The organism is Nocardiopsis lambiniae (assembly GCF_031845465.1).
Classification (GTDB): domain Bacteria; phylum Actinomycetota; class Actinomycetes; order Streptosporangiales; family Streptosporangiaceae; genus Nocardiopsis; species Nocardiopsis lambiniae.
The window spans coordinates 262,146-287,622 of sequence record NZ_JAVREP010000006.1 but is presented as its reverse complement, the minus strand read 5'-3'; the positions used below and the strand labels follow the sequence as shown (position 1 = coordinate 287,622).

Genomic DNA, 25,477 nt, shown 5'->3' with positions numbered 1-25,477 from the left:
CGGCGCATCCGCCCCACGTCACAGCAGAAGGATCTCCACCGTGCGTAAAGTTCTGATCGCCAACCGCGGCGAGATCGCCGTGCGCATCGCCCGCGCCTGTCGCGACGCCGGACTGACCAGCGTCGCCGTCTACGCCGAACCCGACCTGGACGCGCTGCACGTCAAACTCGCCGACGAGGCCCACTCCCTGGGCGGATCCACCCCGGCCGACTCCTACCTCGACATCGGCAAGCTCCTACGGATCGCCGCCGAGTCCGGGGCCGACGCCGTCCACCCCGGCTACGGGTTCCTCGCCGAGAACGCCGACTTCGCCCAGGCCGTCATCGACGCCGGGCTCACCTGGATCGGGCCGCCCCCCGCCGCGATCACCGCCCTGGGCGACAAGGTGCAGGCCCGCCACATCGCCCAGAAGGTCGGCGCCCCCCTGGTGGCGGGCACCCCGGACCCGGTGGACTCGGCCGCGGAGGTCGTGGCGTTCGCCGAGGAGCACGGGCTGCCCATCGCGATCAAGGCCGCGTTCGGCGGCGGCGGGCGCGGGCTGAAGGTCGCCCACACCCTGGGGGAGGTGGCCGACGCCTACGAGTCGGCGGTGCGCGAGGCCGTCACCGCGTTCGGGCGCGGCGAGTGCTTCGTGGAGCGTTACCTGGACGAACCCCGGCACGTGGAGACCCAGTGCCTGGCCGACTCCCACGGCAACGTCGTGGTCGTCTCCACCCGGGACTGCTCGCTCCAGCGCCGCCACCAGAAGCTGGTGGAGGAGGCCCCGGCCCCGTTCCTGTCCGCCGACCAGATGGACCGGCTGTACTCGGCGTCCAAGGCCATCCTCAAGGAGGCGGGCTACGTGGGCGCGGGCACCTGCGAGTTCCTCGTGGGCGTGGACGGCACCATCTCCTTCCTGGAGGTGAACACCCGCCTCCAGGTCGAGCACCCGGTGAGCGAGGAGGTCACCGGCATCGACCTGGTGCGGGAGATGTTCCGGATCGCCGACGGCGAGGAGCTGGGGTACGGGGACCCGCAGGTGCGCGGGCACTCCTTCGAGTTCCGGATCAACGCCGAGGACGCGGGCCGGAACTTCATGCCCGCCCCGGGGACCATCACCGACCTGGCCCTGCCCGCCGGGCCGGGCGTGCGGGTGGACACCGGCTGCGAGGCGGGGTTCACGGTGCCGCAGGCGTTCGACTCCATGGTCGCCAAGCTCATCGTCACCGGGCGCACCCGCACCCAGGCGCTGGAGCGGGCGCGGCGGGCGCTGGCGGAGTTCGTGGTGGGCGGCATGCCGACGGTGATCCCCTTCCACCAGGCGGTGGTGGAGGACGCGGCGTTCGCCCCCGCCGACCCGGACGAACCGTTCCAGGTCTACACGCGGTGGATCGAGACCGAGTTCGACAACCGCATCGAGCCGTGGTCCGGCACCCCGGGCGAGGCCGAGCCGGTCGCGCGCGAGACCGTGACGGTGGAGGTCGGCGGCAAGCGCATCGACGTGGTGCTGCCCGCCTCCCTCAACGTGGGGGCGGCCCCGGCAGCCCCGGCGGCGGGGAGGAAGAAGCGCGCCTCCCGGTCCGGCGGCGGCACGGCCGCCGCCTCCGGCGACGCCCTGGTGTCGCCGATGCAGGGCACCGTGGTCAAGGTCGTCGCGGCCGAGGGCCAGGAGGTGTCCGAGGGCGACACCGTGGTGGTGATCGAGGCCATGAAGATGGAGCAGCCCCTGGCCGCGCACCGCTCCGGCACCGTGACCGGCCTGAAGGTCACCGCGGGCGAGGCCGTTGGCAACGGCGCCGTCATCTGCGACATCAAGGACGCCTAGCGCCCGGACACGTAGGGGGGAGGCGCCGGCGGTGCCTCCCCCCTACGTGTCGGCTCAGTGGTTCAGCAGGTCGGACAGGTCGATGTCGATGTCCACGGGGTGCGGCACGGAGGGCTCCAGCCTCTTGCGGTGGATGGAGGGTTTCCCGTACTCGCCCCGGGCCGGGTCCGGTGCGTGGACGTGGACCACGGCCTCGTCACCCTCGTGCTCCACCCGCCAGAAGTGCGGGATCCCCGCCTTGGCGTACAGCTCCGGCTTGCGCTCCCGATCTCGATCGACCGAATCGGGAGAGACCACCTCGACGAGTTCCACGGCCTCGGGCGGGAACCAGGTCTGTTCGAGCCGTGCGAACGCCTCCTTGCGCACGACCGTCACGTCGGGGCCGAACTCCCTGGCCGACGGTGCGGCCACGGCGGGTGCGGACATGTCGTCTCCGATCACCGGATCGTTCTCGTCGCTCACGGTGGCCATGTCCCTCACCTCACCGGGGTGCTTTCCGCGCATCATCGCATCCACACCCCCGGGAGGGTGATTCTCGCCGCACCCGGCACGGGAAGAGCGACGGGAACACCGATGGGGGCGACGATCCGGTCATCGGATGTAAGAAACCTCGGTCTCGACCTATGGAAAAGGCAGAAAAGGCCGTATATCGTTCTCGCTTGTGACGAACATCTGGGGACTGACCCGCCGCTGGCACATCGACCTGTGCCGCCGCGGTTGTCAGGCGTGTAGCCAGGCCTGAGCGCGCCCGTCGAGGCAGCGCGCCGCGCACCCATCCCCCGCCCCCACCGTCACCCCTTCCTCCGGTGACACACGCACACATTCCCCGAGCCGGAGATCCAGCACGCCCACAGGCCGATCGCCGTGTCGTGCCCGCGCTCCGGCCACACCCATCCGCTTGGAGTCACTTCCGTGTCCGCACAGACCTCCACGGTCGGGAAGCGGCGTTTCCCGCTTCCGTCGTTCGGTGTCCAGGTCCTCCTGGGCCTCGTCCTCGGTCTCGTCCTGGGCTTCGTCGCCCTCCAGATCGGCCCCGTCGGGGAGGAGGGTGAGCCGAACTGGCTCGCCGTCACCCTCCAGACCATCGGCGGCACCTTCGTCTCACTGCTGCGGACCATCGTCCCGCCGCTGATCATCCTCGCCGTCATCTCCTCCATCGCCAACCTGCGCAACGTCACCAACGCCGCGCGGCTGGCCTGGAAGACCCTGCTGTGGTTCGCCGTCACCGCCCTGGTCTCGGTGGCCATCGCCATCGGCCTGGGCCTGCTCATCCGACCGGGCTTGAACAGCGCGGTCGACCCCGGTGCCGTCGCCGAGCCCTCCACCACCGGCTCGTGGCTGGCGTTCATCGAGAGCCTGGTCCCCGCGAACTTCCTGGGTCTGGCCGCGGACACGTCCGGTTCGGTCACCGTCGGCGACGACGGCTCCCTGAGCCTGGACGCGAGCACCTCGCTGGGCTTCAACGTCCTCCAGCTGATCGTCATCGCGATCGTCCTGGGCATCGCCGCCGTCAAGACCGGCAAGGCCGCCGAGCCGTTCATCTCGTTCACCGAGTCGGCGCTCCAGGTCGTGCTCAAGGCCCTGTGGTGGGTCATCCGCCTGGCCCCGATCGGCACCGTCGGCCTGCTCGGCAACGCCGTCTACAGCTACGGCTGGAACACCATCGGCGCCCTCGGCAAGTACACGCTGACCGTCTACATCGGCCTGGCCCTGGTGCTGTTCGTCGTCTACCCGGTGGTCGCCCGCCTCAACGGCCTGTCCCCGATCAAGTACTTCACCGGCGCCTGGCCCGCGATCCAGCTCGCCTTCGTGTCGCGCTCGTCGATGGGCACCATGCCGGTCACCCAGCGCGTCACCGAGCAGAACCTGGGCGTGCCGCGCTACTACTCCGCGTTCGCGGTCCCCTTCGGCGCGACCACGAAGATGGACGGTTGCGCCGCGATCTACCCGGCGATCTCGGCGATCTTCATCGCCCAGTTCTTCCCGGGCATCAGCCTGGGCCTCACGGACTACCTGCTCATCGTGTTCGTGTCGGTGATCGGCTCGGCCGCCACCGCCGGGACCACCGGCGCCACCGTCATGCTGACCCTGACCCTGTCCACACTGGGACTGCCCCTGGAGGGCGTGGGTCTGCTGCTGGCCGTCGACCCGATCCTGGACATGGGCCGCACCGCGGTGAACGTGGCCGGTCAGGCACTGATCCCGGCGATCGTCGCCAAGCGCGAGGGCATCCTGGACCTGGCCCGCTACAACGCGCCGCGTGACGCCTCCGGTTTCGTCCCGCTGGACGAGGAGACCGACGAGGCCGACCGGAAGGACTCCGAGGAGACCGCGAGGGTACCCGCGGGCACCGCGGAGGGATGACCCCTTCCTCATTCCGCCGCAGCGGCCCGCCGGAAGTCCGGCGGGCCGCTGCGCGTGCGCGGGGAGAGCGGAGAGACCCGTCACCATGGGAACCTGAGGGACCCTCCATTCGTCCCAGAGGTGTGAGGGAAGCGAGAGGAACGACATGTTGCGCCGCCTGGTAACGCCCACCGTGCTGACCGCCGGTATCGCGGCCGCGGTGGTGAGCTCCGCGGTGACACCCGCGGTCGCCGACACCGTGGAAGCCCCCGACAGCAACGCCATCGCCCAGGAGCTGGAGAGCGACGGCGTCTTCATCGATCCGAGCATCGACGCGATCCCGGCCGCCGAGGAGGGAGCCCTGGAGGCCGCCGCGGCCGGTGCGGACGTCCCCGTCTACTACGTGATCCTGCCGACCGACGCGATCAACTCCGACTCGGCGCTCAACGCGCTGATGGAGCCGGTCATGTCCGACGTCGGCGACGGCCTGTACGGCGTGCTGGCCGGCTCGGAGGAGTTCCGGGTCCTGTCACCGGACGTCGAGGACACCGAGGCCATCCGCGAGATCGCGCTGCGCGAGGGCGGCGGCAACCAGATCGACACCCTGGTCGCCGTCCCCGACGCCGCACAGCAGGTGGAGGACTCCGCCGCCGCCGGGGCCACCACGCTGTGGGTCCTGCTCCTCATCGTGGTGCTGATCGGCGTGGGCATCGTCCTGTACGTCCGCAACAACCGCCGCAAGGAAGCCGAGCGCAAGGCCAAGGAACTGGCCGAGATCAAGCAGATGGCCACCGAGGACGTCGTGCGCCTGGGCGAGGACGTCGCCCGGCTGGAGATCGACATCTCCGCCGTGGACGACGACACCCGCACCGACTACTCGCGCGCGATGGACGCCTACGACCAGGCCAAGTCCCGGCTGGACACCATCCGCGAGCCCGAGGAGATCCGCCAGGTCACCAACTCCCTGGAGGACGGCCGCTACTACATGACGGCGACCCGGGCCCGGCTCAACGGGGACCCGGTGCCGGAGCGGCGCGGCCCCTGCTTCTTCAACCCCCAGCACGGCCCGTCCGTGGAGGACGTCACCTGGGCACCGCCCGGCGGCTCGCCCCGCGCGGTCCCGGCCTGCGCGGTCTGCGCCCAGGCGGTCAACAGCGGCATGCACCCCGACGACGTGCGCCTGGTCGAGGTGGACGGCCGCCGTGTGCCGTACTACGACGCGGGCCCGGCCTACTCGCCCTACGCCGGCGGCTACTTCGGCATGGACATGATGATGGGCATGTTCGCCGGCATGATGATGGGATCCATGATGGGGTCCATGATGGGCATGGGCATGGGGATGGGCGATCCCACCGGTGACGTCGGCGCCGAGGGCGACTTCGGCGGCGGTGACTTCGGCGGAGGCGACTTCGGCGACGGTGGCGGGGACTTCGGCGGCTTCGACTTCTGACCACCGTCCGACCCGAACGACGAAGACCCCGGGCCCACGGCCCGGGGTCTTCGTGTTCGTTCAGGTCGCGGCCGTGGGGAGTGCCTCGATCCAGGAGACGACGCGGTCGGCGGTGCGCACGGGATCGGCGTCGGTGGTGTCCACCAGGGTGAGCGGCGGGGTGAGCCGGTCGGCCTCGCCCGCCACCCACGCGGCGAACTCCAGGGTCTCGGCGACGCGCTCCTCGTCCCACTCCCGCCAGGCCGGCCGGGCCCGGAGACGTTCCGCCAGGACCTCCGGCGCACAGGTGAGCGCCAGGTAGTGGACGTCGGTGAACAGGGCGCGCTCGGGCAGCGGCTCGAACTCGGGCGGGACCACCGTGCCGCACAGGACGACGGGGCGCCCGCTCTGCTGCACCATGGCGGCGGTGCGCAGCCAGGTGGAGCGGAACAGTCGGTGGTGGTCGGCGGGGTCGCGCAACCCGCCCACCCACAGAAGGTCCTGTTCGAGCACGACGAACCGGTCCCGCAGGCGCTCCAGCAGCAGGCCGGCGATCGTCGACTTGCCGGTACCGCTGGGCCCGGAGACGCAGTACAGGGGCAACCGCAGGAACGGGCGGGTGCGCGCGCAGGAGGAGCAGCGCAGCACGGAGACCCCCGACGAGGTGTCGGGGGCCGGGTCCCACTCCCCGCAGTGCGTACAGATCAGCGGGTGCACGTGGCGGAGGCGCTCCTAGTCGAAGAGCTGTTCGAGGAAGCCCTTGCGGCGCCGATAGGGGCGCGGCGAGTCGCTGTAGCCGCGGGGAGAGTCCGGGTAGCCGCCGCGATAGCCGCGGGGCGAGTCGGGGTATCCGCGGGCCGGGTGGCCCTGTTGGGGGTACCCGGGCTGCGCGGGACCGCGCGTGAGCGGAGGGGCCTGCGGGTCCGGCGGCGGCGCGACACCGTAGTGGCGCTGCTCGGCGTCGACGATGCGCTCCAGCTCGCCGCGGTCCAGGAAGATGCCCTGACACCCGTCACATCGTTCGATGTGGACGCCCTGACGGTCGAACGTGCGCATGTGGCTTTGGCACTTGGGACAGATCACACCGGGACGTTACGCCTTCGGAGGTGAAGGAGGCGTAAGACCGACCCGTCCGCGGCGCCGGGGACGGGCCGGTCCGGCGGGTCACTCCGGGGAGGCCAGCATCAGGGAGCGGGCGGCCTCGGTGACACTGCCCGACAGGGAGGGGTACACCGCGAAGGTGTGGGCGAGGTCGTCCACGGTCAGGCGCTGCTGTACCGCCACCGACACCGCCAGGATCAGCTCGCTGGCGCGCGGGCCCACGATGACCCCGCCCAGCACGATGCCGGTGTGCTGGCGGCAGATGAGCTTGACGAAGCCGTCCTTGACCTCGTTCATCTTGGCGCGCGGGTTGGTGTTGAGCGGGAGGGTGACGGATCGGCCGTCGATACGGCCGCTGCGCACGTCGTCCTCGCTGGCGCCGACGGCGGCCAGTTCCGGGTGGGTGAACACGGTGGAGGCGACCGTGGACAGTTTCAGGGGCGAGACGGCCTCGCCGAGGGCGTGCCACATGGCGATGCGGCCCTGCATGGCGGCCACGGAGGCGAGCATGTTGACGCCGGTGCAGTCGCCGGCGGCGTACACGCCGGGGACGGTGGTGCGCGAGACGCGGTCGACCTCGACGAACCCGCCCTGTCCCAGGCGCACGCCGGCCTCCTCCAGGCCCAGGCCGTCGGTGTTGGGGATCATGCCGACGGTCATCAGACAGTGGGAGCCCTCGACGGTGCGCCCGTCGGAGAGGGTGACCAGCACCCCGTCGTCGGTGCGCACGACCGACTCGGCGCGGGTCAGGTTGAGCACGGTCATGCCCCGGCGCAGGAAGACCTCCTGGAGCACCCGGGCGGCGTCGACGTCCTGGGTGGGCATGACGTGCTCGCGGGAGGAGACCAGTGTCACGTTCGAGCCGAGGGACTGGTAGGCGCTGGCGAACTCGGCGCCGGTGACGCCGGAACCGACGACGATGAGCTTCTCGGGGAGTTCGTCGAGGTCGTAGAGCTGACGCCAGGTGAGGATGCGCTCGCCGTCGGGACGGGCGGAGGGAAGCTCACGGGGGTGGGCGCCGGTGGCGATGAGAATGACGTCGGCGTGGATGCGGGTGTCGCCGACGGCGACGATGTGCGGGTCGACCAGGCGGGCCTCGCCGTTGACGACCTCGATGCCCTCCTTGACCAGACGGGCGCGGGTGTCGTCGGACTGCGCCTGGGCCAGGAGTTTGATCCGGGTGTTGACCGCGGTCAGGTCCACGTGCACGGAGGACTTGCCGTCGATCTGGTCGTCCACCTGGATGCCGAGGGTCTCGGACTCCCGCACGTAGGTGGTGCGGGTGGAGGTGGCGATCAGGCTCTTGGAGGGAACGCAGTCGGTGAGGACGCAGGCTCCGCCGATGCCGTCCCGGTCCACCACCGTCACGTTCGCGCCGAGCTGCGCGGCGACCAGTGCCGCCTCGTAGCCCCCGGGACCGCCCCCGATGATCACGACCTTCGTCACTCTGCTTCACTCCCTCTTCGGCCGGACCGCCGACCCCCGGGTCCCGATCGGGGACGTGATGAGGGCATGACGGGGCAGCACCTGGTTCTCTCGCTTACACCCATTGTCGGTCATACGGACCGGCGGATTCCGCACCCACCCCGGTGCGGAGCCGCGATGTTCGGCCGGCATTCCCAGAACCGCCCCCCCTGCGTTGCGTTCCGGAATCATCCGCCTACACGGCGGTAGCATCCGCTGTGTGAGCGAAACAGAGCAGCCACCGAGGACGACCCAAGAGGCCAGAGAGCTGGCGGCCACGGCGGCGGACGCACTCCTGACACGCGCCGGGGCCGACGGTTTCGACGCCCTGGTGGTGCTCGGTTCCGGGTGGACGGACGCCGTGGACACGCTCGGTTCCCCGGACATCGAGTTCGACTCGTCCGAGCTGCCCGGTTTCCACGCGCCGACCGCCGAGGGCCACAGTTCCAAGGTCCGCAGCATGTGGGTGGGCGACAAACGGGTGGTCGTGTTCATGGGACGCCTGCACCTGTACGAGGGGTACACCCCCATGCAGATCGTGCACCCGGTGCGCACCGGGGTGGCCGCGGGGGCGGAACTGGTCGTCCTGACGGGGTCGGCCGGCTCCCTGCGCGTGGACATCGCCCCGGGACAGCCGGTGGTCCTGAGCGACCACATCAACCTGACCGCGCGGTCACCGCTGGCCGGGCCGTCGTTCGTCGACCTGTCCTCGGCCTACAGCCCCCGACTGCGCCGGCTCATCCACGAGGTGGACGCCTCCCTGGCCGAGGGCGTGTACGCGGCCACGCTGGGGCCCCAGTTGCAGACCCCGACCGAGTCGAAGGTGCTGCGCCAGGCCGGCGCCGACGTCGCGGGCCGGTCGATCCCCCTGGAGACCATCGCGGCCGTGGAGATGGGCGCCGAGGTCCTGGGGTTGTCGATCATCAGCAACGACGCCATGGGCGCGATCCTGGATCCGTTCCAGGAGGACCGGGCCATGGAGATCGTCCGGCGGCGGGCCCACCGACTGGGCGAACTCCTCAAGCGGCTGCTGATCCGGGCCTGACCCGCTCCGGACACGGGCGAGGGCCCGGCGCGTGCGCCGGACCCTGATACGCGTTCCCCGAGGACGGGAGGGGGAGGAGCGCCTTCCGGGGCGCGTCGCGCGAGACCCCCGCAGGTCCCTTCGTGCGCGACGCGACCCCCGGACGCGTCGTTCCGAGGCCGCCTCCGTACGGATCCGTCCGGTACCGGCGTGGCGAGCGTACACCCCGAGGCCTTGGGGTGGACGGTACCGGCCTGCTCCGTCCGGAGGCGTGTGCGCCCCGTCCCGGTGTCGCCTCCGTGCGAGATCCCCGCAGATCCCGTTGGACTCACGGAGGCGTGGACACCGGTTCTTCCCGTTGTTCGTGAGAACAGCGCGATGCCTTGGGGAGAAGGTCCGGGCGGATGGCCATCCGCGCGAAGCCCGTCCGCCCGGAACACTCTCCATTAGGCATGCCTTACCTAACCAGAGCGGAGGGGGTCTCGTCAACCCTGCGCCCCGACGAAGACGGACCCGGGCGCCCCCGGGTGCGGGCGCCCGGGTCCGGATCCGGGGAGAACGGTTCAGAGCAGCAGGAACGCCGCCACGATCAGGGTCACGGTGAGGCCCAGGACGACGATCACCTCCACCGAGACCATCGTCTGCGGACGGTCCTCGGCGCCCAGTGCGGCGGGGCCGGCCTCCTCGATGTCCCGGATGGGGCCGGGGAGCGGACGCGCCTTGTGGCGTTCGGCGTCCTGTCGCAGCTGGAGGGCGGCCCGGTCCATGGGGCGCAGCTCCCGAGGATCCCCCTCGTCCGTGCGGTCCACGAACCCGCCCTCACGGCGCATGTTGTCCCGGACCCGCTGCCGCTTGGTCTCCCGCAGCGGCCACGAGCGCACGATCCGGTCCGGCGTGTGCACCCTCAGCACGTCGACCACGTCGACCCACTGCACGGCCGCCCAGGGGACGAAGGTCTCGCGCAGCGGGTTGATCATCCGCAGGCCGCGCTCGGTGACCACCACGCGGGGACGCAGCCACACCAGGTACACGAGGGCGACGGTGACCACCAGGATGGACGCGTAGGTCCAGATCTCCGGTCCCTCTCCCCGCAGGAACAGGTCGGCCAGGAGCAGCACGGCGACGACGATCCATCCCGCGGCCAGGACACGCGAGGAGAGCGAGTAGTGCACCGTGGGATTGCCGCCCGACGCCGGTCCGGTCATCGGTCGGCCGCCCACTTCAACTGCGCGAACCCGGGCTTGATGACACCGTTGATCAGCGCCAGCCGCTCGTCGAAGGACAGGAACGCCGACTTCATGGCGTTGACCGTGAACCACTGGATGTCGTCCCAGTCGTACCCGAACGCCGAGGAGAGCCGGGCGAACTCCTCCGACAGGGTGGTCCCGCTCTGGAGCCGGTTGTCGGTGTTCACCGTCACCCGGAAGCGCAGGTCGTGCAGCAGCCCGATGGGGTGCTCGGCGATGGACGCGGCGGCGCCGGTCTGGACGTTGGAGCTGGGGCACATCTCCAGCGGCACGCGCTTGTCGCGCACGTACTGGGCCAGACGACCCAGGCGCGGGACTCCGTTCTCGGTGACCGTGATGTCGTCGATGATGCGCACGCCGTGGCCGAGCCGGTCGCAGCCGCACCACTGGAGGGCCTCCCAGATGGAGGGGAGCCCGAACGCCTCACCGGCGTGGATGGTGAAGTGGAAGTTCTCACGGCGCAGGTACTCGAAGGCGTCCAGGTGCCGGGTGGGCGGGTTGCCGGCCTCGGCCCCGGCGATGTCGAACCCGGACACGCCCGCGTCGCGGTAGCGGACCGCGAGTTCGGCGATCTCCGACGAGCGCGCGGCGTGGCGCATCGCGGTGACCAACTGGCCGGTGCGGATGCTCCTCCCGGCGTCGGCGGCCCGCTTCTCGCCGAGTTCCAGCCCCTCCTGGACGGCCTCGACGACCTCCTCCAGGGTCAGCCCACGCTCCAGGTGCTGTTCGGGGGCGTAACGCTGCTCGGCGTAGACCACACCGTCGGCGGCCAGGTCCTCGGCGGCCTCGGCGGCGACGCGCACGAGGGCGTCGCGGGTCTGCATGACGGCGGTGGTGTGCGCGAACGTCTCCAGGTAGCGCTCCAGGGACCCGGAGTCGGAGGCCTCACGGAACCATACGCCCAGCTCCGCCGGGTCGTAGGTGGGAAGGTCCTTGTAGCCGATCTCCCGGGCCAGGTCGACCACGGTCGACGGGCGCAGGCCGCCGTCGAGGTGGTCGTGCAGGAGGACCTTGGGCGCCCGGCGGATCTGTTCGACTGTGAGTGGCTGGTTCATACGTTCAGAATGCCATCGGCGCCGCACACGCCCCGCCACCCTGACGCGAAGTTACCGAGAACCCGGCAGATCCGTGGTCCGCACGCCCCGGGACACCAGGTCACAGCGCCTCCTCGGCACGACACCCGGGAGGGTGCCCACGGGGTTCCGGGGGCCGGGCGAAGCCGGGGTTCAGAAGGAGACGGCCTCCTCGGCGTTCTCGACGCCGGTGCGGCGGCCGTCGACGCCCAGGGCGGTCAGGGCGGTGGTCACCATGAACCGGGTGCCGACTCCGATGGCGCGCTCGTCCACGTCGAAGGTGCCCCGGTGCAGGTCGAGCATGGGCCCGTCCCAGTCCGGGGAGTGGGTGCCCAGCCGGGCCAGGGCGCCGGGAACGTGCTCCAGGTACCAGGCGAAGTCCTCCCCGCCCAGGCTCTGGGGGGTGGGCGCGGCGGCGTCCGGCCCCAGGGCCAGGGCGGTGGCCTCGCGCATGATGTCGACGCTGGTGGCCTCGTTGATGGTGGGCGGGACACCACGTCGGTAGGTGACCTCGGCCTCGGCCCCGTAGGCGCCGGCGACCGACTCCACCAGCCCCTTGACGATGTCGGGGGCGGCGTGCCAGGCCTCGTCCTCCAGGCAGCGCACGGTGCCCTCGGCCACCGCGTCGTCGGGGATGACGTTGGGCGCCGAGCCGGCGCTGATGCGCCCCCAGACCAGGCTGAACCCGGCGCGGGCGTCGATGCGGCGCGAGAGCGCGGCGGGCAGCTCGGTGACGACCTTGCCCATGGCGTAGACCAGATCCGCGGTCAGGTGGGGACGGGCGGTGTGCCCGCCCGGGCCGGAGAGGCGGACCATGAGCTGGTCGCAGGCGGCGGTGATGCCGCCGGTGCGCAGCCCGACCCGGCCGGTCATGAGGCGCGGATCGCAGTGCAGGGCGAAGATGCGGTCGACCCCCTCCAGCGCTCCGGCGTTGATGACCTCGACGGCGCCGCCGGGCAGCTCCTCGGCGGGCTGGAAGATCAGCCGGACCCGGCCGGGGAGGGCGCCGGCACGGTCCTGCTGGGCGAGGAAGACCCCCGTGGCCAGCAGGACCGTGGTGTGCACGTCGTGTCCGCAGGCGTGTGCGGCGCCCGGGACGGTGGACCGGTAGGAAACGTCCTTCTCGTCGGTGAGGGGCAGGGCGTCGATGTCGGCGCGCAGGGCCACGGTGGGACCGGGTCCCGCACCGATGTCGCAGACCAGCCCGGTGCCCCCGGGCAGTTCCTTCGGGGCCAGACCGACCCCGCGCAGGTACTCGACGATCCGGCCGGTGGTGCGATGTTCGGCGAAGGCGAGTTCGGGGTGCATGTGCAGGTCACGGCGGAAGCCTATGAAGTCCCGCTCACGGCGCGCCAGAAAAGCGGTCAACTGTTCCGGCAGGTCTCGTCCCTGCATGCGAGGGTCCCCTTTTCGCGTTCGCCCATGTCTTACCGGGTGCCGTCGCCGGCACCGACTCCTGCACGGGTGGGGCCGTCGTCGAGCTCCGCCGCGAGCATGTCGACGACGTCGTCGAGGGTGCCGCCCTCGGCGATGACCGCGCGCTGTCGCTCGTAGGAGGCGCCCTTGTCCAGGATCTCGGAGATCAGGTCCAGGTCCTCGGCGCAACCCAGACGGGTCGCGACCGGCTTCAGCTCGCGCACCAACTCGTAGAGGTCGTCACGGACGGGGACGGTGGTCCCGTGGGTGTCCGTGATGACACGAGCGTCGAGCCCGTAGCGGGTGGCCCGCCACTTGTTGTCCCTCACCAGCCAGGACGGCGGGCTCGGTAGACCGTAGCCGCGGTCGAGCTGGTGATCGAACAGTTCCACCAGGCTCTGTGAGAGCGCGGCGGCCATTCCCACCTCGCGCAGTGTGGGAATCCCGTCGAACATCCGGATCTCGATGGTGCCGAAATCCGGGTGCGGCCGGATGTCCCACCACACTTCTTTGATAGAGGCGATGGTACCCGCACGGAGAAGGGTTTCGAGGTATTCCTCGAAAGCGGACCAGTTCGGGAGGTTCGGCGGCGGACCGGAGGTGGGCAGCGCGCCGAAGATGACGGAGCGGGCGGAGGCCAGACCGGTATCGTGACCCGACCAGAAGGGACTGGACGCGCTCAAAGCGAGAAAATGCGGGAGATACCTCGTGAGCGCGTTCACGATGGGAATGGCCTTGTCCTGGTGGCGGACCCCCACGTGCACGTGGACGCCGCAGGTGAGGATCCGCCGGGCGACCCACTGCATCTGATCGACGAGTTCCCGGTAGCGGACACCGGGGCTGAACTCCTGATCGCGCCAGTCGTCGATGGGGTGGGTGCCGGAACAGGTCAGCGTGGCCCCCCAGGGGGAGAGGACCCGGCGTATCCGGTCGATGCTGCCGGACAGGTCGGCCTTGGCCTCGTCGACCGTCTCGCAGATCCCGGTCACGACCTCCACCTGGGACTGCATCAGCTCGTGGCGCAGTGGAGGGGCCTCCGCCGCGGAGCTGAGCTCGGGGAGTTCGGAGAGAAGCTTCTGTGCCTCCTGCCGCAAGTGGCGGTTGCGCCGATCGACCAGCTGAAGCTCCCACTCCACACCGATCGTCGCGCGTTCGGACGACTTGAATGCGGTTCCCATCTGCCCTCCGAGGGGGGTTCCCACCGATCGATTCGGTCGGCGGACGGTCCTGCCCCGGCGGGACTCTCGGCCGGGACAGGGGAGGACTACCCGGTCGGCACCTCGTACATACGGGAATGAGGGGTCTTCACTGTCATTTTCCGCGAACGGACCGTCACACTAGGCGACAGGACGGTTCCGTCGACGCAGTAGCCACGCCGCGAACCCGCCCGCCCCGAGGGCGCCGGCCGCGGAGAGACCCACGGCCAGGACGCGGCGGGTCCGGTGGTGTTCGGCGAGTTCCTCGGGGGGCACCCGCGTGACGGGGGCGGGCCGGGTCCAGTCGATGCCGTTCTCCTCCGGCAGTGGGAGCGACCCCGTGTAGGGCGGCGGCACCACCAGCGAGGTGGCCGTCCACGCGGCGCTGAACATGACCAGGCGCATCACCAGGTTGATCCACACGAGCAGCCCCACCAGCACCGCGAACGAGGCGTAGACCGGGTTGTCCAACGTCCCCGACAGCAGCAGGGCCGCGGTCGCCTTGAGGATCTCGAACCCCACCGCGCCCAGCAGCGCGCCCCGCCACATCATCCGTGTCGGGCGCCCGCTGCCCGACAACACGGCGAACGCCAGCATGAAGATCAGCATGTTCGCGGCGATGGCGATGACCAGTGCCAGCAGGCGCAACGCCAGGTTGGCCACGATCGAGTCGTCCAGGTCGACCAGGGACAGCAGCCACCGGGTCGCCGCCTGGGCGATACCGGTGACGGAGACCGTGAGCAGCAGGGAGAACCCCAGTCCGATCATCACCAGCAGGTCGGCGCCCTTGCGGAGGAAGAGGTTCGGGCCGTCGTTGAGGTTCTTCAGCCAGATCGAGTGCAGGGCCTCGCGCAGCGCCGACACCGAGTTCAGGCCGGCGTAGAGCAGACCCACCAGGCCGAACAGACCGGCGCCCACCCGCGCGCCGGCGATCTGTTCGATGGGCAACTGCTCCGACAATCCCGGGAGCACGTCGTCCAGCGCCTGCTCCAACTGCCCGGCCAGTTCGATCTGCAACGTGGCCAGGACGAACCCGACCGCGGCGAAGGCCAGGGCGAGCAGGGGGAAGAACGACAGGAACGCGAAGTAGGTGACCGCGCCGGCCAACTGGTTGCCGTTGCGATCGGCGTACCGCTCGTAGGCCCGCACCAGATGGTCGACGGACGGACGACGACGACGCAACCCCCAGTAGGTGTCCATCGCCGCGTGCCGATGGTGCCGGACCGTCTCTCGCGCCCTGTCCAGCACCGAGGTCACCGCGCCCTCCCCCACCTTCGCCGATCCGTCACCCTAGTGGCCTACCCACCGACCCCGAAGGCCCCACACCGGGCGCTCCGGGACTTGGGCAGACTTGTGGGGACGGGAACGGACCGGGGGAAGGAAGACGACGTGGGGGGCGCGGGGGCGCGGTGGAGAGCGGTGTTGGGTGTGCGGTCGGCGGGGCCCCGGGGGGAATGGCCGACACGGACCCCGGACGCCGACGAACTGGCGAAGGCGTTCGACACGCTGTACGGCGGGCCGGCCGCCGGGGTCTGGCACGCCCCCGGGCGGTTGGCGTTGATGGGAGAGCACACGGCGGCGTCGGGAGGGGTCGGCCTGTACACGGCGCTGCCCTGGGGGGTCACCGCGGCGGTGGGCCCCGTCCCCGGCGACCCCGCCGTGCGCGCGGCGACGCTCAACGGTCCGCTGCGCCTTCGCGGGACGACGGGGCGGGCGGTGGCCGGGGCCACCGCCGCGGCACGGCGCACGGGGCTGCTGGAGGCCGGCACGGGGCTGCGCGTGATGCTCGGCGCGGACCTGCCCGAGCACGCCTCGCTGGGGTACGCGGGCGCGGTCGGCGCGGCGGTGTCGCTGGCCTTGGCCGACCTGGCCGGAGGCCCGCCGCCGGAGGGCGACACCGTCGACCAGCGGGTGGCCCTGGCCGGCCGCCCCGGCTGCGCGGTCCGGGTGAACCTGCGCACCTCCGGCACCACGGTGCTGCCCTTCGACCCGGCCGCCGAGGACCTGTGCCTGCTCGTCGTGGACACCGGGGCGCTGCACCGACGGGACCCCCGGGCCGGGTACACCGCCGACCTGGAGCGCGCCGAGAGGACCCTGGGGCCGCTACGGGCCGTCCGCGACCTGCCCGCCGCGCTGACCGCGCTGCCCTCCCCCCCGTCGCGCCGTCGGGTGGAGCACGCGGTGACCGAGGTGCACCGGCTCAACGCGGTGGTGGGGCTGCTGCGCGCCGAGCGCTTCGGCGAGGTCGGCGTGGTGCTGACGGCGTCGCACCTGTCGCTGCGGCGGTCCGGGCTCGCGCTTCCCGAGGTGGAGGCGGCGGTGGAGGCCGCCGGCCGGGCCGGGGCGCGGGGGGTGCGCATGACCGGGTGGGCGGGCACCGCGCTGGCCCTGGTCGCCGAGGACCGGGTGGCGGACGTCTGCGACGCCCTGGCCGGCCAGGCCGCCGATCGGGGCCGACCCGCGCCACGGGTGCGCGCGGCCCTGCCGGCGGCCGGCGCCCACCGGCTCCGCTGAACCGTTCCCCGATACGGGTCTCGGGATCGTCCCCGATGCCCGGATCGGGGACGATCCGTGGAACCCCGCTACTCTTTCTGCGATCCCACAGAGTGGAGGCCGTGACCACGGACCTTCGCATCGCGGAGGAGAGTAGGCGGTTCGATGTCAGACCGACGGCACCGGGGGGAGTCCGGCCCGACCGGTGAACACGACAGACCGGGCGTGTTCAGGCGCAAGGGCGCGGCGGGCGGGCCCGACGCGTTCGAGAAGCTCTACCGGGAGAAGGAGTCGGAGCGGCGGGTCGTCGGCGAGACCCGGCGGATGCCCTCCGAGGGCGACGTCCCGCCGCTGCGGAGGCCGCGCCCCGAGCGGCGCACCCACCACGCCGGGCGCGAGTACGACGGCACCGGGCGCACCCGGCGCCGCGATCGCAGGCGCCTCCGCAACGTCCGGAACGTGACCGTGGTGACCCTGGTGGTGTTGCTGCTCGCGGTGCTGGTGCTGCCCGCCTGGTTCTACCTGTGGGCCAACGCGCGCCTGCAACGGATCGACGCGCTCCAGGACTACGAGGGCCGTCCGGAGCGCCAGGACGGCACCGTGTTCATGATCGTCGGCTCCGACAGCCGCGAGGGCCTGGACGACGACCAGATCCGGGAGTTGGCCACCGGCCGGGCCGAGGGTCGGCGCACCGACACGATCATGCTGCTGTACATCCCCGACGACGGCGAGGCGGAGCCCACCATCGTCAGCGTCCCCCGTGACTCCTACGTGCCGCTGGCCATCCCCGGTTACGCGGACAACAAGATCAACACCGCCTTCGCCGACGCCGTCTGCGGCACGGACGAGGGGGGCGAGGAGATCTGCGGCGGCCCCGCGCCGCTGGTGCGCACGTTCGAGGAGGCCTCGGGCGTGCGGGTGGACCACTACGTCGAGATCGGCATGGGCGGGTTCGTCGGCCTGGTCGACGCGGTCGGCGGTGTGGAGCTGTGCCCGGAGGAGCCGATGGTCGACCCCAAGGCGGGCCTGGACGTCGAGGCCGGCTGCCAGACGATGGACGGCGGCACCGCGCTGGGGTACGTGCGCACCCGTGCCACCCCGCGCGCCGACCTGGACAGGGTCGCCCGCCAGCGCGAGTTCTTCTCCGCCCTGGTGCAGGAGGCGAGCGCTCCGTCGACCCTGTTCAACCCGTTCACGTCGGTACCGCTGGTGATGGAGGGCACCGACCTGTTCGTGGTCGACGAGGGCGACAGGTTGCGTCACCTGGCCACGATGTTGCTGGCGATGCGCGGCGGGACGCGGACGACCACGATCCCGGTGGGCGACACCCCGACCCTGCCCGGGGTCGGCTCGGTGGTCCGGTGGGATCAGACGCGGTCGGAGGAGATGTTCGCGGCGATGCGCGAGGGCGAGCCGATCCCCGACAGCGCCTTGCAGGACTGATCCTCACGGTCCACGCGGTGGACCGGCGGGGAAAGGCGAAGGGCCCGGTGCCGAAGCACCGGGCCCTTCTTCGTGACGTTCCGTACTGTGCGCGCCTACCCCCCAGCGGGCGCACGGCCGGCACGTCGGTCCTTGCGACCGAGCGGGGAAACCCGCTCTGGCCTGCCGGTTCTCACCGGCGTGACTCCACTGTAGGTCAAAGTTCGTGAAAGGTGCGAATCAAGTTCACGTGGCCTACGTCGCACTGCCTTGGTGACCCAGCGCCGTCATCCTCCCACTCTGGAGCGGCCGATGTCCGCAGAACCCGGGAAACACGCCGGAAAAAATCATCGGACACGGCGGATCGGCCCGGGAACGCGCCCGGCCGCCCCCCGAAGGGGACGGCCGGGCGTGGTGAAGGTCACCCGGGCCGCCGGCTCAGAGCGACCCCGGTCCCCTCCCTAGGCCAGACGCTTGGCCAGGTTCTCGTCCAGGGCGGCGAGGAACTGCTCGGTGGTCAGCCACTCCTGGTCGGCACCGACGAGGATCGCCAGGTCCTTGGTCATCTGACCGCCCTCGACGGTCTTGATGACGACGTCCTCCAGGGTGGTGGCGAACTCCAGCAGCTTGGGGGTGTTGTCCAGCTTGGCCCGGTGCTCCAGACCGCGGGTCCACGCGAAGATGGAGGCGATCGGGTTGGTGGAGGTGGGCTTGCCCTGCTGGTGCTGGCGGTAGTGGCGGGTGACGGTGCCGTGCGCGGCCTCGGCCTCGACGGTGCGGCCGTCGGCGGTGCGCAGCACGGAGGTCATCAGGCCGAGGGAGCCGAAGCCCTGCGCGACGGTGTCGGACTGGACGTCGCCGTCGTAGTTCTTGCAGGCCCAGACGTAGCCGCCCTCCCACTTGAGCGCGGAGGCGACCATGTCGTCGATGAGGCGGTGCTCGTAGGTGAGACCGGCCTTGTCGAAGTTCTCCTTGAACTCGGTCTCGAAGATCTCCTGGAACACGTCCTTGAACATGCCGTCGTAGGCCTTGAGGATCGTGTTCTTGGTGGACATGTACACCGGGTAGTTCCGGTCCAGGCCGTAGTTGAGGCTGGCCCGGGCGAAGTCCTCGATGGACTTGCGGAAGTTGTACATGCCCATGGCCACGCCACCGGCCTCGGGGAACTGGGCGATCTCGAACTCGACCGGCTCGCTGCCGTCGGCGGGGGTGTAGGTCATGGTGACCGTACCGGGGCCGGGGACCTTGAAGTCGGTGGCCTTGTACTGGTCGCCGTGGGCGTGGCGGCCGATGATGATCGGCTTGGTCCAGCCGGGCACCAGACGGGGCACGTTCTCACAGATGATCGGCTCGCGGAAGACGACGCCACCGAGGATGTTGCGGATGGTGCCGTTGGGCGACCGCCACATCTTCTTCAGGCCGAACTCCTCGACCCGGGCCTCGTCCGGGGTGATGGTGGCGCACTTGACGCCGACGCCGTGCTCCTTGATGGCGTTGGCGGCGTCGATGGTGATCTGGTCATCGGTGCGGTCGCGCTCCTCGATGCCCAGGTCGTAGTACTTCAGGTCGATGTCGAGGTACGGAAGGATCAAACGGTCCTTGATGAAGGACCAGATGATCCGGGTCATCTCGTCGCCATCGAGCTCGACTACGGGGTTCTCGACCTTGATTTTGGCCATGGCTGTGCGGCTGTCCCTTCAATCTTCGCCACCACCTCGTGCGGCGGTGGGCGGCGTTCGGCTCGTGACCGGTGTGCCGGCGTCCGCGCGCGCGGCGATCCGCTGATCCCGCCCTGTCCGTGCTCTCCGGGGAGGGGTGGCTCGTCGGTGTCGCGGTATCTCGACATCAAGCTTATTAGACGCCTACGATGACAACTGCGGCGCCACCCACGCGAGCACGATGAGCAGCACCGCCATGGTGATCAACGTGACGAGATCGACCCAGCGACGACGGACGGCGAGCATGCCCACCCAGTCGTGGGGCAGGAAGGCCCGGAAGGCGGCGGCCAGCAGCAGGGCGCCCGCGATGATCGCCGGCCCCCGTTTGAAGTAGGCCGCGGCCACGATGACGATCCCCGCCGCCAGGGCGGAGAGCACGAGGGCGTACGGCACCTGGGTGAGCCAGACCGGGACCCGGCCCTCCTCGGGGGAGGACGTCTCCTCGTCCGCGTCCGACAACTCCGCCAACTCCACCCTGTTCACCGCGCTCCGCATCGCCTGGTCCACGATCTCCCGCCCGGAGCCGGCGCAGACCGGCCACCCATCGCTGTTCGGGCGTCCGAAACGGAGCACCACGGCGGAACGGCTCATGTTCCTGGTGACTCCGGTCACCGGCGGTGCTTTCGGACCGGGAGGGTCAAGGACAGTGTAGTGATCCGTGTCGCCGCCGCCTCAGGGCTCACGGAAACGGCCCGGCATCGATCGGGGCGCCCAGGCGACCGTTTCCCGCTTCCGGTTCGGCCACAGAGCCGTATTTCCGCGTCTTATCCGCCTAACTCCGGAGTAAGCGCGTAGAACGCTCGGCACCCGGGTAACCAGAGGGGAGACGAGCGCACCGGTGAGCGAGGACCCCACCCCCCATGAAGCCCACCCCACGAACCTCAGCCCCTCGACCCCACCGGCGTCCGCACACCCACCGGCAGCGATATCCGAGCCCGGGAGGAGCCACCGTGGACGGGCCCTACCTCCGGGTCGAAGAGAACGGGCAGATCCGCGAACTCGCGGACGAGGTCACCACGGTCGGCCGTGGTGAGGGCGCCGACCTCCGACTCGACGACCCCAGCGTCTCCCTCCTGCACGCCGAACTGGTCCGGCGCGGCCCCTATGTCTACGTGGTGGACATGGGGCTGTCCCGCAACGGCACCCGCGTCAACGGCCGGCCGATCGCGCGCCGGGTCCTGGAGGAGGGCGACGTGGTGAGTTTCGGTGGCGCCCGCTGCCGGGTCGGCGGACTGCCGCAGGAGCAGATCAGTCCCGACGTCGAACTGCGCCGCAGCTCCGCCCCCGAGCTCACCCGCCGCGAGCTGGACGTGCTGACCGCGCTGTGCCAGCCGGCCCTGTCGGAGGAGGCCTTCGTCGCCCCGGCGACGGCCCGCGACATCGCCGAGGTCCTGGTGGTGACCGAGGCCGCGGTCAAACAGCACCTGTTGCGGCTGTACCAGAAGTTCCGCATCCCCGAGGGCCAGAACCGGCGTACCCGGCTGGCCAACGAGGTGGTGGCGCTGGGACTGGTGCGCCCGCTGCCGGTCGGACACCACACCCACCGCGCCGCCGGCTGAGGGGGTGCCCACGGGGTCCGGGGCACCGGCGGAGGAGACGTCCGGGGCACGACGGCGGCCGTGGCCCCCGTTCTCCGGAGGCCCCGCGACGCCGACGAAGGGGCGGAGCGGGCGAGGGGCGGCGACCGACCTCGGTCACCGCCCCTCCCGTCGTCCACGGGTGTCGGCCGCTAGCGGGCCTCGGCCTGACGTTCGGCGGACTCGACCACGTTGACCAGCAGCATCGCGCGGGTCATCGGCCCCACCCCGCCGGGGTTGGGCGAGATGTGGCCCGCGACCTCGGCCACGTCCGGGACCACGTCGCCGACCAGACCGGACTCGGTGCGCGAGACACCGACGTCGAGCACGGCGGCGCCGGGGCGCACCATGTCCTTGGTGATGAGTCCGGGCACCCCGGCGCCGGCGACGATGATGTCGGCTCGACGGGTGTGCTCGGCCAGGTCACGGGTGCCGGTGTGGCACAGGGTGACGGTGGCGTTCTCCGAACGGCGGGTGAGCAGCAGACCCAGCGGCCGGCCCACGGTCACCCCACGGCCGACCACCACGACCTCGGCCCCCTTGAGGGGGACGTCGTAGCGGTTGAGCAGCTCCACGATGCCGCGTGGGGTGCACGGCAGCGGCGCCTCCTGCATCAGCACCAGTTTGCCCAGGTTGGAGGGCTGGAGGCCGTCGGCGTCCTTGGCCGGGTCGATCAGCCCGAGCACCCGGTTCTCGTCCAGTCCCCGGGGCAGCGGGAGCTGGACGATGTAGCCGGTGCAGGCGGGGTCCTCGTTGAGCTCGCGGACGGCCTGCTCCACCTCTTCCTGGGTGGCGTTCTCCGGCAGGTCGCGACGGATGCTCGCGATGCCGACCTGGGCGCAGTCGCGGTGCTTGCCGCGCACGTAGGAGTGGCTGCCGGGGTCGTCTCCCACCAGCACGGTGCCCAGCCCGGGGGTGATCCCCTTCGCGTGGAGTCGGGCCACCCGCTCGGACAGATCCTCGCGGATGGACTTCGCGACGGCCTTGCCGTCCAGAACGATCGCGCTCATGCCTGGTCTCCTAGTGGAAGAAGTGCCGGGTGCCGGTGAGGTACATCGTGACCCCGGCCGCCTTGGCGGACGCGATGACCTCGTCGTCACGGACCGAACCACCGGGCTGCACGACGGCCCGTACCCCGGCCTCGGTGAGGATCTCCAGCCCGTCGGGGAAGGGGAAGAAGGCGTCGCTGGCGGCGACCGATCCCGTGACCCGGTCGCCGGCCCGGGAGACCGCGAGGCGGGCGGAGTCGACCCGGTTGACCTGTCCCATGCCCACGCCCACGGTGGCGCCGTCGGAGGCGAGCAGGATGGCGTTGGACTTCACGGCGCGCACCGCCCTCCAGGCGAAGACCAGGTCGGCCAGGGTCGCCTCGTCGACGGGCTCGCCGGTGGCGAGGGTCCAGCTCGCCGGGTCGTCCCCTGCGGCGTCGATGCGGTCGACGGACTGGGCGAGCAGACCGCCGCTGATCCGGCGGGTCTCCACCACGGGGCCGCCGGCCTCCCCCACCTTGAGCAGGCGGATGTTCTTCTTGCGGGTGAGGATGTCCAGCGCGGCGGGCTCGAAGGCCGGGGCCACCACGACCTCGGTGAAGATCTCCGAGATCTGGGCCGCCAGCTCCTCGCCGACCGTCCGGTTGGTGGCGATGACCCCGCCGAACGCCGACACCGGGTCGGCGGCGTGCGCCTTGCGGTGGGCGTCGGCGTTGTCGGCGCCCACGGCGATGCCGCACGGGTTGGCGTGCTTGATGATGGCCACGCAGGGCTCGTCGAAGTCGTGGGCGGCGCGCAGGGCGGCGTCGGAGTCCACGTAGTTGTTGTACGACATGGCCTTGCCGTGCAGCTGTTCGGCGCCGGCCAGCCCGTGGGGGGGCACGCCCGCCGGGACGTACAGGGCGGCGTCCTGGTGCGGGTTCTCGCCGTAGCGCAGGACGGTCTTGCGGGTGTGCACGGTGGCGCGGAAGTCCGGCCAGGCGGTCTCGGCGTCGGGCGCGTAGGTGTCGGAGAACCAACCGGCGACGGCCGCGTCGTAGGCGGCGGTGTGCTGGAACGCCAGTCCGGCCAGGCGCTTGCGCTGGTCGAGGGTGAACCCGCCGCCGCGCACCGCCTCCAGGACGGAGCCGTAGGAGGAGGGGTCCACGACGATGGCGACGCTGGAGTGGTTCTTGGCGGAGGCGCGCACCATGGCCGGGCCGCCGATGTCGATCTGCTCAATGCACTCGGCCTCGGAGGCGCCCGAGGCGACGGTGTCACGGAAGGGGTAGAGGTTGACCACGACGAGGTCGAAGGGGGCGATCCCCAGATCCTCGATCTGGGCGACGTGGTCGGGGTTGTGCTGGTCGGCGAGGAGACCGGCGTGCACGGAGGGGTGGAGGGTCTTGACCCGGCCGCCCATGATCTCGGGGAAGCCGGTGACGTCCTCGACGCGGGTCACGGGGACACCCGCGTCCCGCAGTCGGGAGGCGGTGGAGCCGGTGGAGACGATCTCCACTCCGGCCGCGGCCAGGCCCGCGCCCAGCACCTCCAGACCGGTCTTGTCGTACACGCTGATCAACGCACGCCGGATGGCCTGCTGGGTCACCGGTTCTCCTTCGGTTCGGTCGCGTCGGCGACGCTCTGCTCGGTGCGGTCGGCTCGACCGAACCGCACCTTCCTACCGTCGATGGTCCAGCCCTCGCGGGCGAGCCGGCCGACCGTGTCGACCAGCATGCGCCGCTCCACGACCTTGATGCGCTCGTGGAGGCTCGACTCGTCATCGTCGTCCTCGACGGGGACCGCCACCTGGTCGATGATCGGCCCGGAGTCGACACCCTCGTCGAGGAAGTGGATGGTGGTGCCGGTGATGCGGACACCGTGGGCGAGCGCGTCACGCACCGCGTGAGCGCCGGGGAAGGAGGGGAGGAGCGCCGGGTGGATGTTCACCGCGGAGTGCTTTCCGACGACCTCGGGGCCGAGGATGCGCATGAACCCGGCGGAGACCACCAGGTCGGGGGTGTGCGCACCGATGCGCTCGGCGAGGTCGGCGTTCCAGCGGGAGCGGTCGGTGTAGTCGCGGAAGGGGACGACGAACACGGGTACGCCGGCCTCGCGGGCCAGTTCGATGCCCCGGGTCCCCTCGCGGTCGGCCCCCACGGCGACGATCTCGGCCCCGTAGACCGGGTCCTTCGCCGCCTCCAGGAGGGCCGCCATATTGCTGCCCGTGCCCGATATGAGAACCACCACTCGCGCGGACAATGCTTCTCCCATGTACTAGAGAACGGTGCGGGAGTCCTCTCCCGTACTCCGGGGGCACCGGGGGACGGCGCAGCATCCGGATGTCGCGTACGCCCGGTACAGATCCCGGGCACTGGGCCTGTTACGGCCCGTCCGCGTACCCACCCTATCGGTCCGGGTAGCGTCGGACCCACGGGGAGGTGACCGTCCGGCACCGTGTGACGTGGGCCTCTCGACGACACCGCCCCGTCTCGAAGTCGTCGGTGGCGGATACCCTCCGTCCAGGCGCAGTGGACCGAGGACGCCCGACGGGGCGTGCCGAAGGAGTGAGACCTTGACCGACAATCGCCCGGAGCCGCGATCGGACACCGAACCGCCCCGTGTCGAACGGGGCGGGCTGTGGGGCCTGTTCTTCGGACTGGCCGGGCTGCTGCTGCCGCCCTACGGCGGTGTCCTGTCCGCGTTCGGTCTGGTCCAGGGCCTGCGGGCGCGCAGGGCCGCCCGCCGCAACCGCTCCGACGCCCCGCTGGCGCTGTTGAGCGTGGCCGTGGGCGTGGCGGGCATCGTGGTGTCCATCGCCATGGTGGCGGTCTCCGTGGTGTTCCACGACCAGTTGATGGACTACCGGGACTGCTCGGCGCGGGCGCACACGGTGTCCAGCCAGCAGGTGTGCGACGACGCCTGGAACTCGGGGACCGCGTTGCCCCCGTGGGTGACGACCGGCGCCTGACCCGTCGACGGGGGTCCTCGGACCCCCCGCGAGCACGCCGAAGGGCGTCGAGGACCGGTGTGCGACCACCGGCCTCGGCGCCCTTCCGCTTTCCTCTCCCCGTCTCCGCTCGCACGACCCCGCCGCGCCGGGGCGCGGGGGCACGGATCACGGGCGTTCCGGGGGCGGTGGGGGTGACCCACCGCCCCTTTCGTCGTTCTCGCACCCTTTGCGGCCCGCCCCTCTTTCCGG

At 71.2% G+C, this 25,477-nt stretch carries 22 protein-coding genes; 8 read left to right on the top strand and 14 right to left on the bottom strand.

Translation table 11 applies throughout. The annotated features are described in order from the left end of the window. Positions 1-40: 40 nt before the first annotated feature. Positions 41-1,804, top strand: a complete 1,764-nt coding sequence (locus RM479_RS12030) for an acetyl/propionyl/methylcrotonyl-CoA carboxylase subunit alpha (RefSeq protein ID WP_311511791.1) — start codon at positions 41-43, stop codon at positions 1,802-1,804. 54 nt (positions 1,805-1,858) lie between these two features. Here RM479_RS12030 and RM479_RS12025 read toward each other — a convergent pair whose 3' ends face one another. Continuing rightward, complete coding sequence (locus RM479_RS12025; protein ID WP_311511790.1) at positions 1,859-2,275, bottom strand: Uma2 family endonuclease; 417 nt, start codon at positions 2,273-2,275, stop codon at positions 1,859-1,861. Positions 2,276-2,716: 441 nt separating this feature from the next. Between RM479_RS12025 and RM479_RS12020 the strand changes: the two genes are divergently transcribed. Together RM479_RS12020 and RM479_RS12015 are read left to right on the top strand one after the other, a co-directional pair. Next, positions 2,717-4,168: a dicarboxylate/amino acid:cation symporter gene (locus RM479_RS12020; RefSeq protein WP_311511789.1), complete on the top strand. Its 1,452-nt coding sequence runs from the start codon at positions 2,717-2,719 to the stop codon at positions 4,166-4,168. A 172-nt stretch (positions 4,169-4,340) separates the two neighbouring features. Continuing rightward, entirely contained in the window at positions 4,341-5,597 is a 1,257-nt protein-coding gene (locus RM479_RS12015) for a chemotaxis protein CheA (protein WP_311511841.1), read from the top strand. 60 nt (positions 5,598-5,657) lie between these two features. Here the strand turns inward: RM479_RS12015 and RM479_RS12010 are convergent, their stop codons facing one another. The 3 genes from RM479_RS12010 to RM479_RS12000 all read right to left on the bottom strand — a co-directional run bounded on the left by RM479_RS12010 (position 5,658) and on the right by RM479_RS12000 (position 8,123). Further along, positions 5,658-6,293 carry an AAA family ATPase gene (locus RM479_RS12010; RefSeq protein WP_311511788.1) on the bottom strand — a complete coding sequence of 212 codons (636 nt, stop codon included), beginning with the start codon at positions 6,291-6,293 and terminating at the stop codon, positions 5,658-5,660. Between the two features lie 15 nt (positions 6,294-6,308). Further along, positions 6,309-6,659, bottom strand: a complete 351-nt coding sequence (locus RM479_RS12005; RefSeq protein ID WP_311511787.1) for a TFIIB-type zinc ribbon-containing protein — start codon at positions 6,657-6,659, stop codon at positions 6,309-6,311. 81 nt (positions 6,660-6,740) lie between these two features. Further along, complete coding sequence (locus tag RM479_RS12000) at positions 6,741-8,123, bottom strand: NAD(P)H-quinone dehydrogenase (protein WP_311511786.1); 1,383 nt, start codon at positions 8,121-8,123, stop codon at positions 6,741-6,743. Between the two features lie 238 nt (positions 8,124-8,361). On the opposite strand from RM479_RS12000, the gene RM479_RS11995 reads away from it, so the two are divergent. After that, positions 8,362-9,186 (top strand): purine-nucleoside phosphorylase, encoded by an 825-nt coding sequence (locus RM479_RS11995; protein WP_311511785.1) that lies wholly within the window; start codon positions 8,362-8,364, stop codon positions 9,184-9,186. 542 nt (positions 9,187-9,728) lie between these two features. Here RM479_RS11995 and RM479_RS11990 read toward each other — a convergent pair. The 5 genes from RM479_RS11990 to RM479_RS11970 form a co-directional block, all read right to left on the bottom strand. Beyond that, positions 9,729-10,370, bottom strand: coding sequence for a PH domain-containing protein (locus tag RM479_RS11990; RefSeq protein WP_311511784.1), 642 nt, complete (start codon positions 10,368-10,370; stop codon positions 9,729-9,731). Further along, on the bottom strand, positions 10,367-11,467 hold the full coding sequence (locus RM479_RS11985) for an adenosine deaminase (RefSeq protein ID WP_274808140.1): 1,101 nt from the start codon (positions 11,465-11,467) through the stop codon (positions 10,367-10,369). The genes RM479_RS11990 and RM479_RS11985 overlap by 4 nt, the downstream gene beginning before the upstream one ends. A 171-nt stretch (positions 11,468-11,638) precedes the next feature. Further along, positions 11,639-12,880: a M20 family metallopeptidase gene (locus tag RM479_RS11980; protein ID WP_311511783.1), complete on the bottom strand. Its 1,242-nt coding sequence runs from the start codon at positions 12,878-12,880 to the stop codon at positions 11,639-11,641. 32 nt (positions 12,881-12,912) lie between these two features. Continuing rightward, on the bottom strand, positions 12,913-14,079 hold the full coding sequence (locus RM479_RS11975) for a glutamate--cysteine ligase (RefSeq protein WP_311511782.1): 1,167 nt from the start codon (positions 14,077-14,079) through the stop codon (positions 12,913-12,915). 159 nt (positions 14,080-14,238) lie between these two features. Then, a complete protein-coding gene (locus RM479_RS11970) occupies positions 14,239-15,354 on the bottom strand; it encodes a YihY/virulence factor BrkB family protein (protein WP_311511781.1) in 1,116 nt (371 codons plus the stop codon). 132 nt (positions 15,355-15,486) lie between these two features. Here RM479_RS11970 and RM479_RS11965 point away from each other — a divergent pair, with 132 nt between their 5' ends. Beyond that, entirely contained in the window at positions 15,487-16,611 is a 1,125-nt protein-coding gene (locus tag RM479_RS11965) for a galactokinase family protein (RefSeq protein WP_311511780.1), read from the top strand. A gap of 144 nt (positions 16,612-16,755) precedes the next feature. Further along, on the top strand, positions 16,756-18,033 hold the full coding sequence (locus tag RM479_RS11960; RefSeq protein WP_311511779.1) for an LCP family protein: 1,278 nt from the start codon (positions 16,756-16,758) through the stop codon (positions 18,031-18,033). A 440-nt stretch (positions 18,034-18,473) separates the two neighbouring features. Here the strand turns inward: RM479_RS11960 and RM479_RS11955 are convergent, their stop codons facing one another. Together RM479_RS11955 and RM479_RS11950 are read right to left on the bottom strand one after the other, a co-directional pair. Beyond that, a complete protein-coding gene (locus RM479_RS11955; RefSeq protein ID WP_274808146.1) occupies positions 18,474-19,691 on the bottom strand; it encodes an NADP-dependent isocitrate dehydrogenase in 1,218 nt (405 codons plus the stop codon). A 183-nt stretch (positions 19,692-19,874) separates the two neighbouring features. Then, complete coding sequence (locus RM479_RS11950) at positions 19,875-20,321, bottom strand: DUF3017 domain-containing protein (protein WP_397221949.1); 447 nt, start codon at positions 20,319-20,321, stop codon at positions 19,875-19,877. Between the two features lie 359 nt (positions 20,322-20,680). On the opposite strand from RM479_RS11950, the gene RM479_RS11945 reads away from it, so the two are divergent. Further along, positions 20,681-21,289, top strand: coding sequence for an FHA domain-containing protein (locus RM479_RS11945; protein WP_311511778.1), 609 nt, complete (start codon positions 20,681-20,683; stop codon positions 21,287-21,289). Between the two features lie 170 nt (positions 21,290-21,459). Here RM479_RS11945 and RM479_RS11940 read toward each other — a convergent pair whose 3' ends face one another. Genes RM479_RS11940 through purN form a run of 3 tightly spaced genes read right to left on the bottom strand, consistent with a single transcriptional unit; the run spans position 21,460 to position 24,525 of the window. After that, positions 21,460-22,317, bottom strand: a complete 858-nt coding sequence (locus RM479_RS11940) for a bifunctional methylenetetrahydrofolate dehydrogenase/methenyltetrahydrofolate cyclohydrolase (RefSeq protein WP_311511777.1) — start codon at positions 22,315-22,317, stop codon at positions 21,460-21,462. A gap of 10 nt (positions 22,318-22,327) precedes the next feature. Further along, on the bottom strand, positions 22,328-23,884 hold the full coding sequence (gene purH / locus RM479_RS11935) for a bifunctional phosphoribosylaminoimidazolecarboxamide formyltransferase/IMP cyclohydrolase (protein ID WP_311511776.1): 1,557 nt from the start codon (positions 23,882-23,884) through the stop codon (positions 22,328-22,330). Then, positions 23,881-24,525 (bottom strand): phosphoribosylglycinamide formyltransferase, encoded by a 645-nt coding sequence (purN, locus tag RM479_RS11930; RefSeq protein ID WP_311511839.1) that lies wholly within the window; start codon positions 24,523-24,525, stop codon positions 23,881-23,883. Before purN ends, purH begins: the two co-directional genes overlap by 4 nt. 325 nt (positions 24,526-24,850) lie before the next feature. Here purN and RM479_RS11925 point away from each other — a divergent pair, with 325 nt between their 5' ends. After that, on the top strand, positions 24,851-25,246 hold the full coding sequence (locus RM479_RS11925) for a DUF4190 domain-containing protein (RefSeq protein ID WP_311511775.1): 396 nt from the start codon (positions 24,851-24,853) through the stop codon (positions 25,244-25,246). The last annotated feature ends 231 nt before the right edge of the window (positions 25,247-25,477 follow it).

Bases quoted from the DNA above. Each gene is read 5' to 3' on its own strand.
- RM479_RS12025 (WP_311511790.1), bottom strand. From the start codon at position 2,275: ATGGCCACCGTGAGCGACGAGAACGATCCGGTGATCGGAGACGACATG.
- RM479_RS11990 (WP_311511784.1), bottom strand. From the start codon at position 10,370: ATGACCGGACCGGCGTCGGGCGGCAATCCCACGGTGCACTACTCGCTC.
- RM479_RS11985 (WP_274808140.1), bottom strand. From the start codon at position 11,467: ATGAACCAGCCACTCACAGTCGAACAGATCCGCCGGGCGCCCAAGGTC.
- RM479_RS11980 (WP_311511783.1), bottom strand. From the start codon at position 12,880: ATGCAGGGACGAGACCTGCCGGAACAGTTGACCGCTTTTCTGGCGCGC.
- RM479_RS11975 (WP_311511782.1), bottom strand. From the start codon at position 14,079: ATGGGAACCGCATTCAAGTCGTCCGAACGCGCGACGATCGGTGTGGAG.
- RM479_RS11960 (WP_311511779.1), top strand. From the start codon at position 16,756: ATGTCAGACCGACGGCACCGGGGGGAGTCCGGCCCGACCGGTGAACAC.
- RM479_RS11955 (WP_274808146.1), bottom strand. From the start codon at position 19,691: ATGGCCAAAATCAAGGTCGAGAACCCCGTAGTCGAGCTCGATGGCGAC.
- RM479_RS11950 (WP_397221949.1), bottom strand. From the start codon at position 20,321: ATGAGCCGTTCCGCCGTGGTGCTCCGTTTCGGACGCCCGAACAGCGAT.
- RM479_RS11940 (WP_311511777.1), bottom strand. From the start codon at position 22,317: ATGAGCGCGATCGTTCTGGACGGCAAGGCCGTCGCGAAGTCCATCCGC.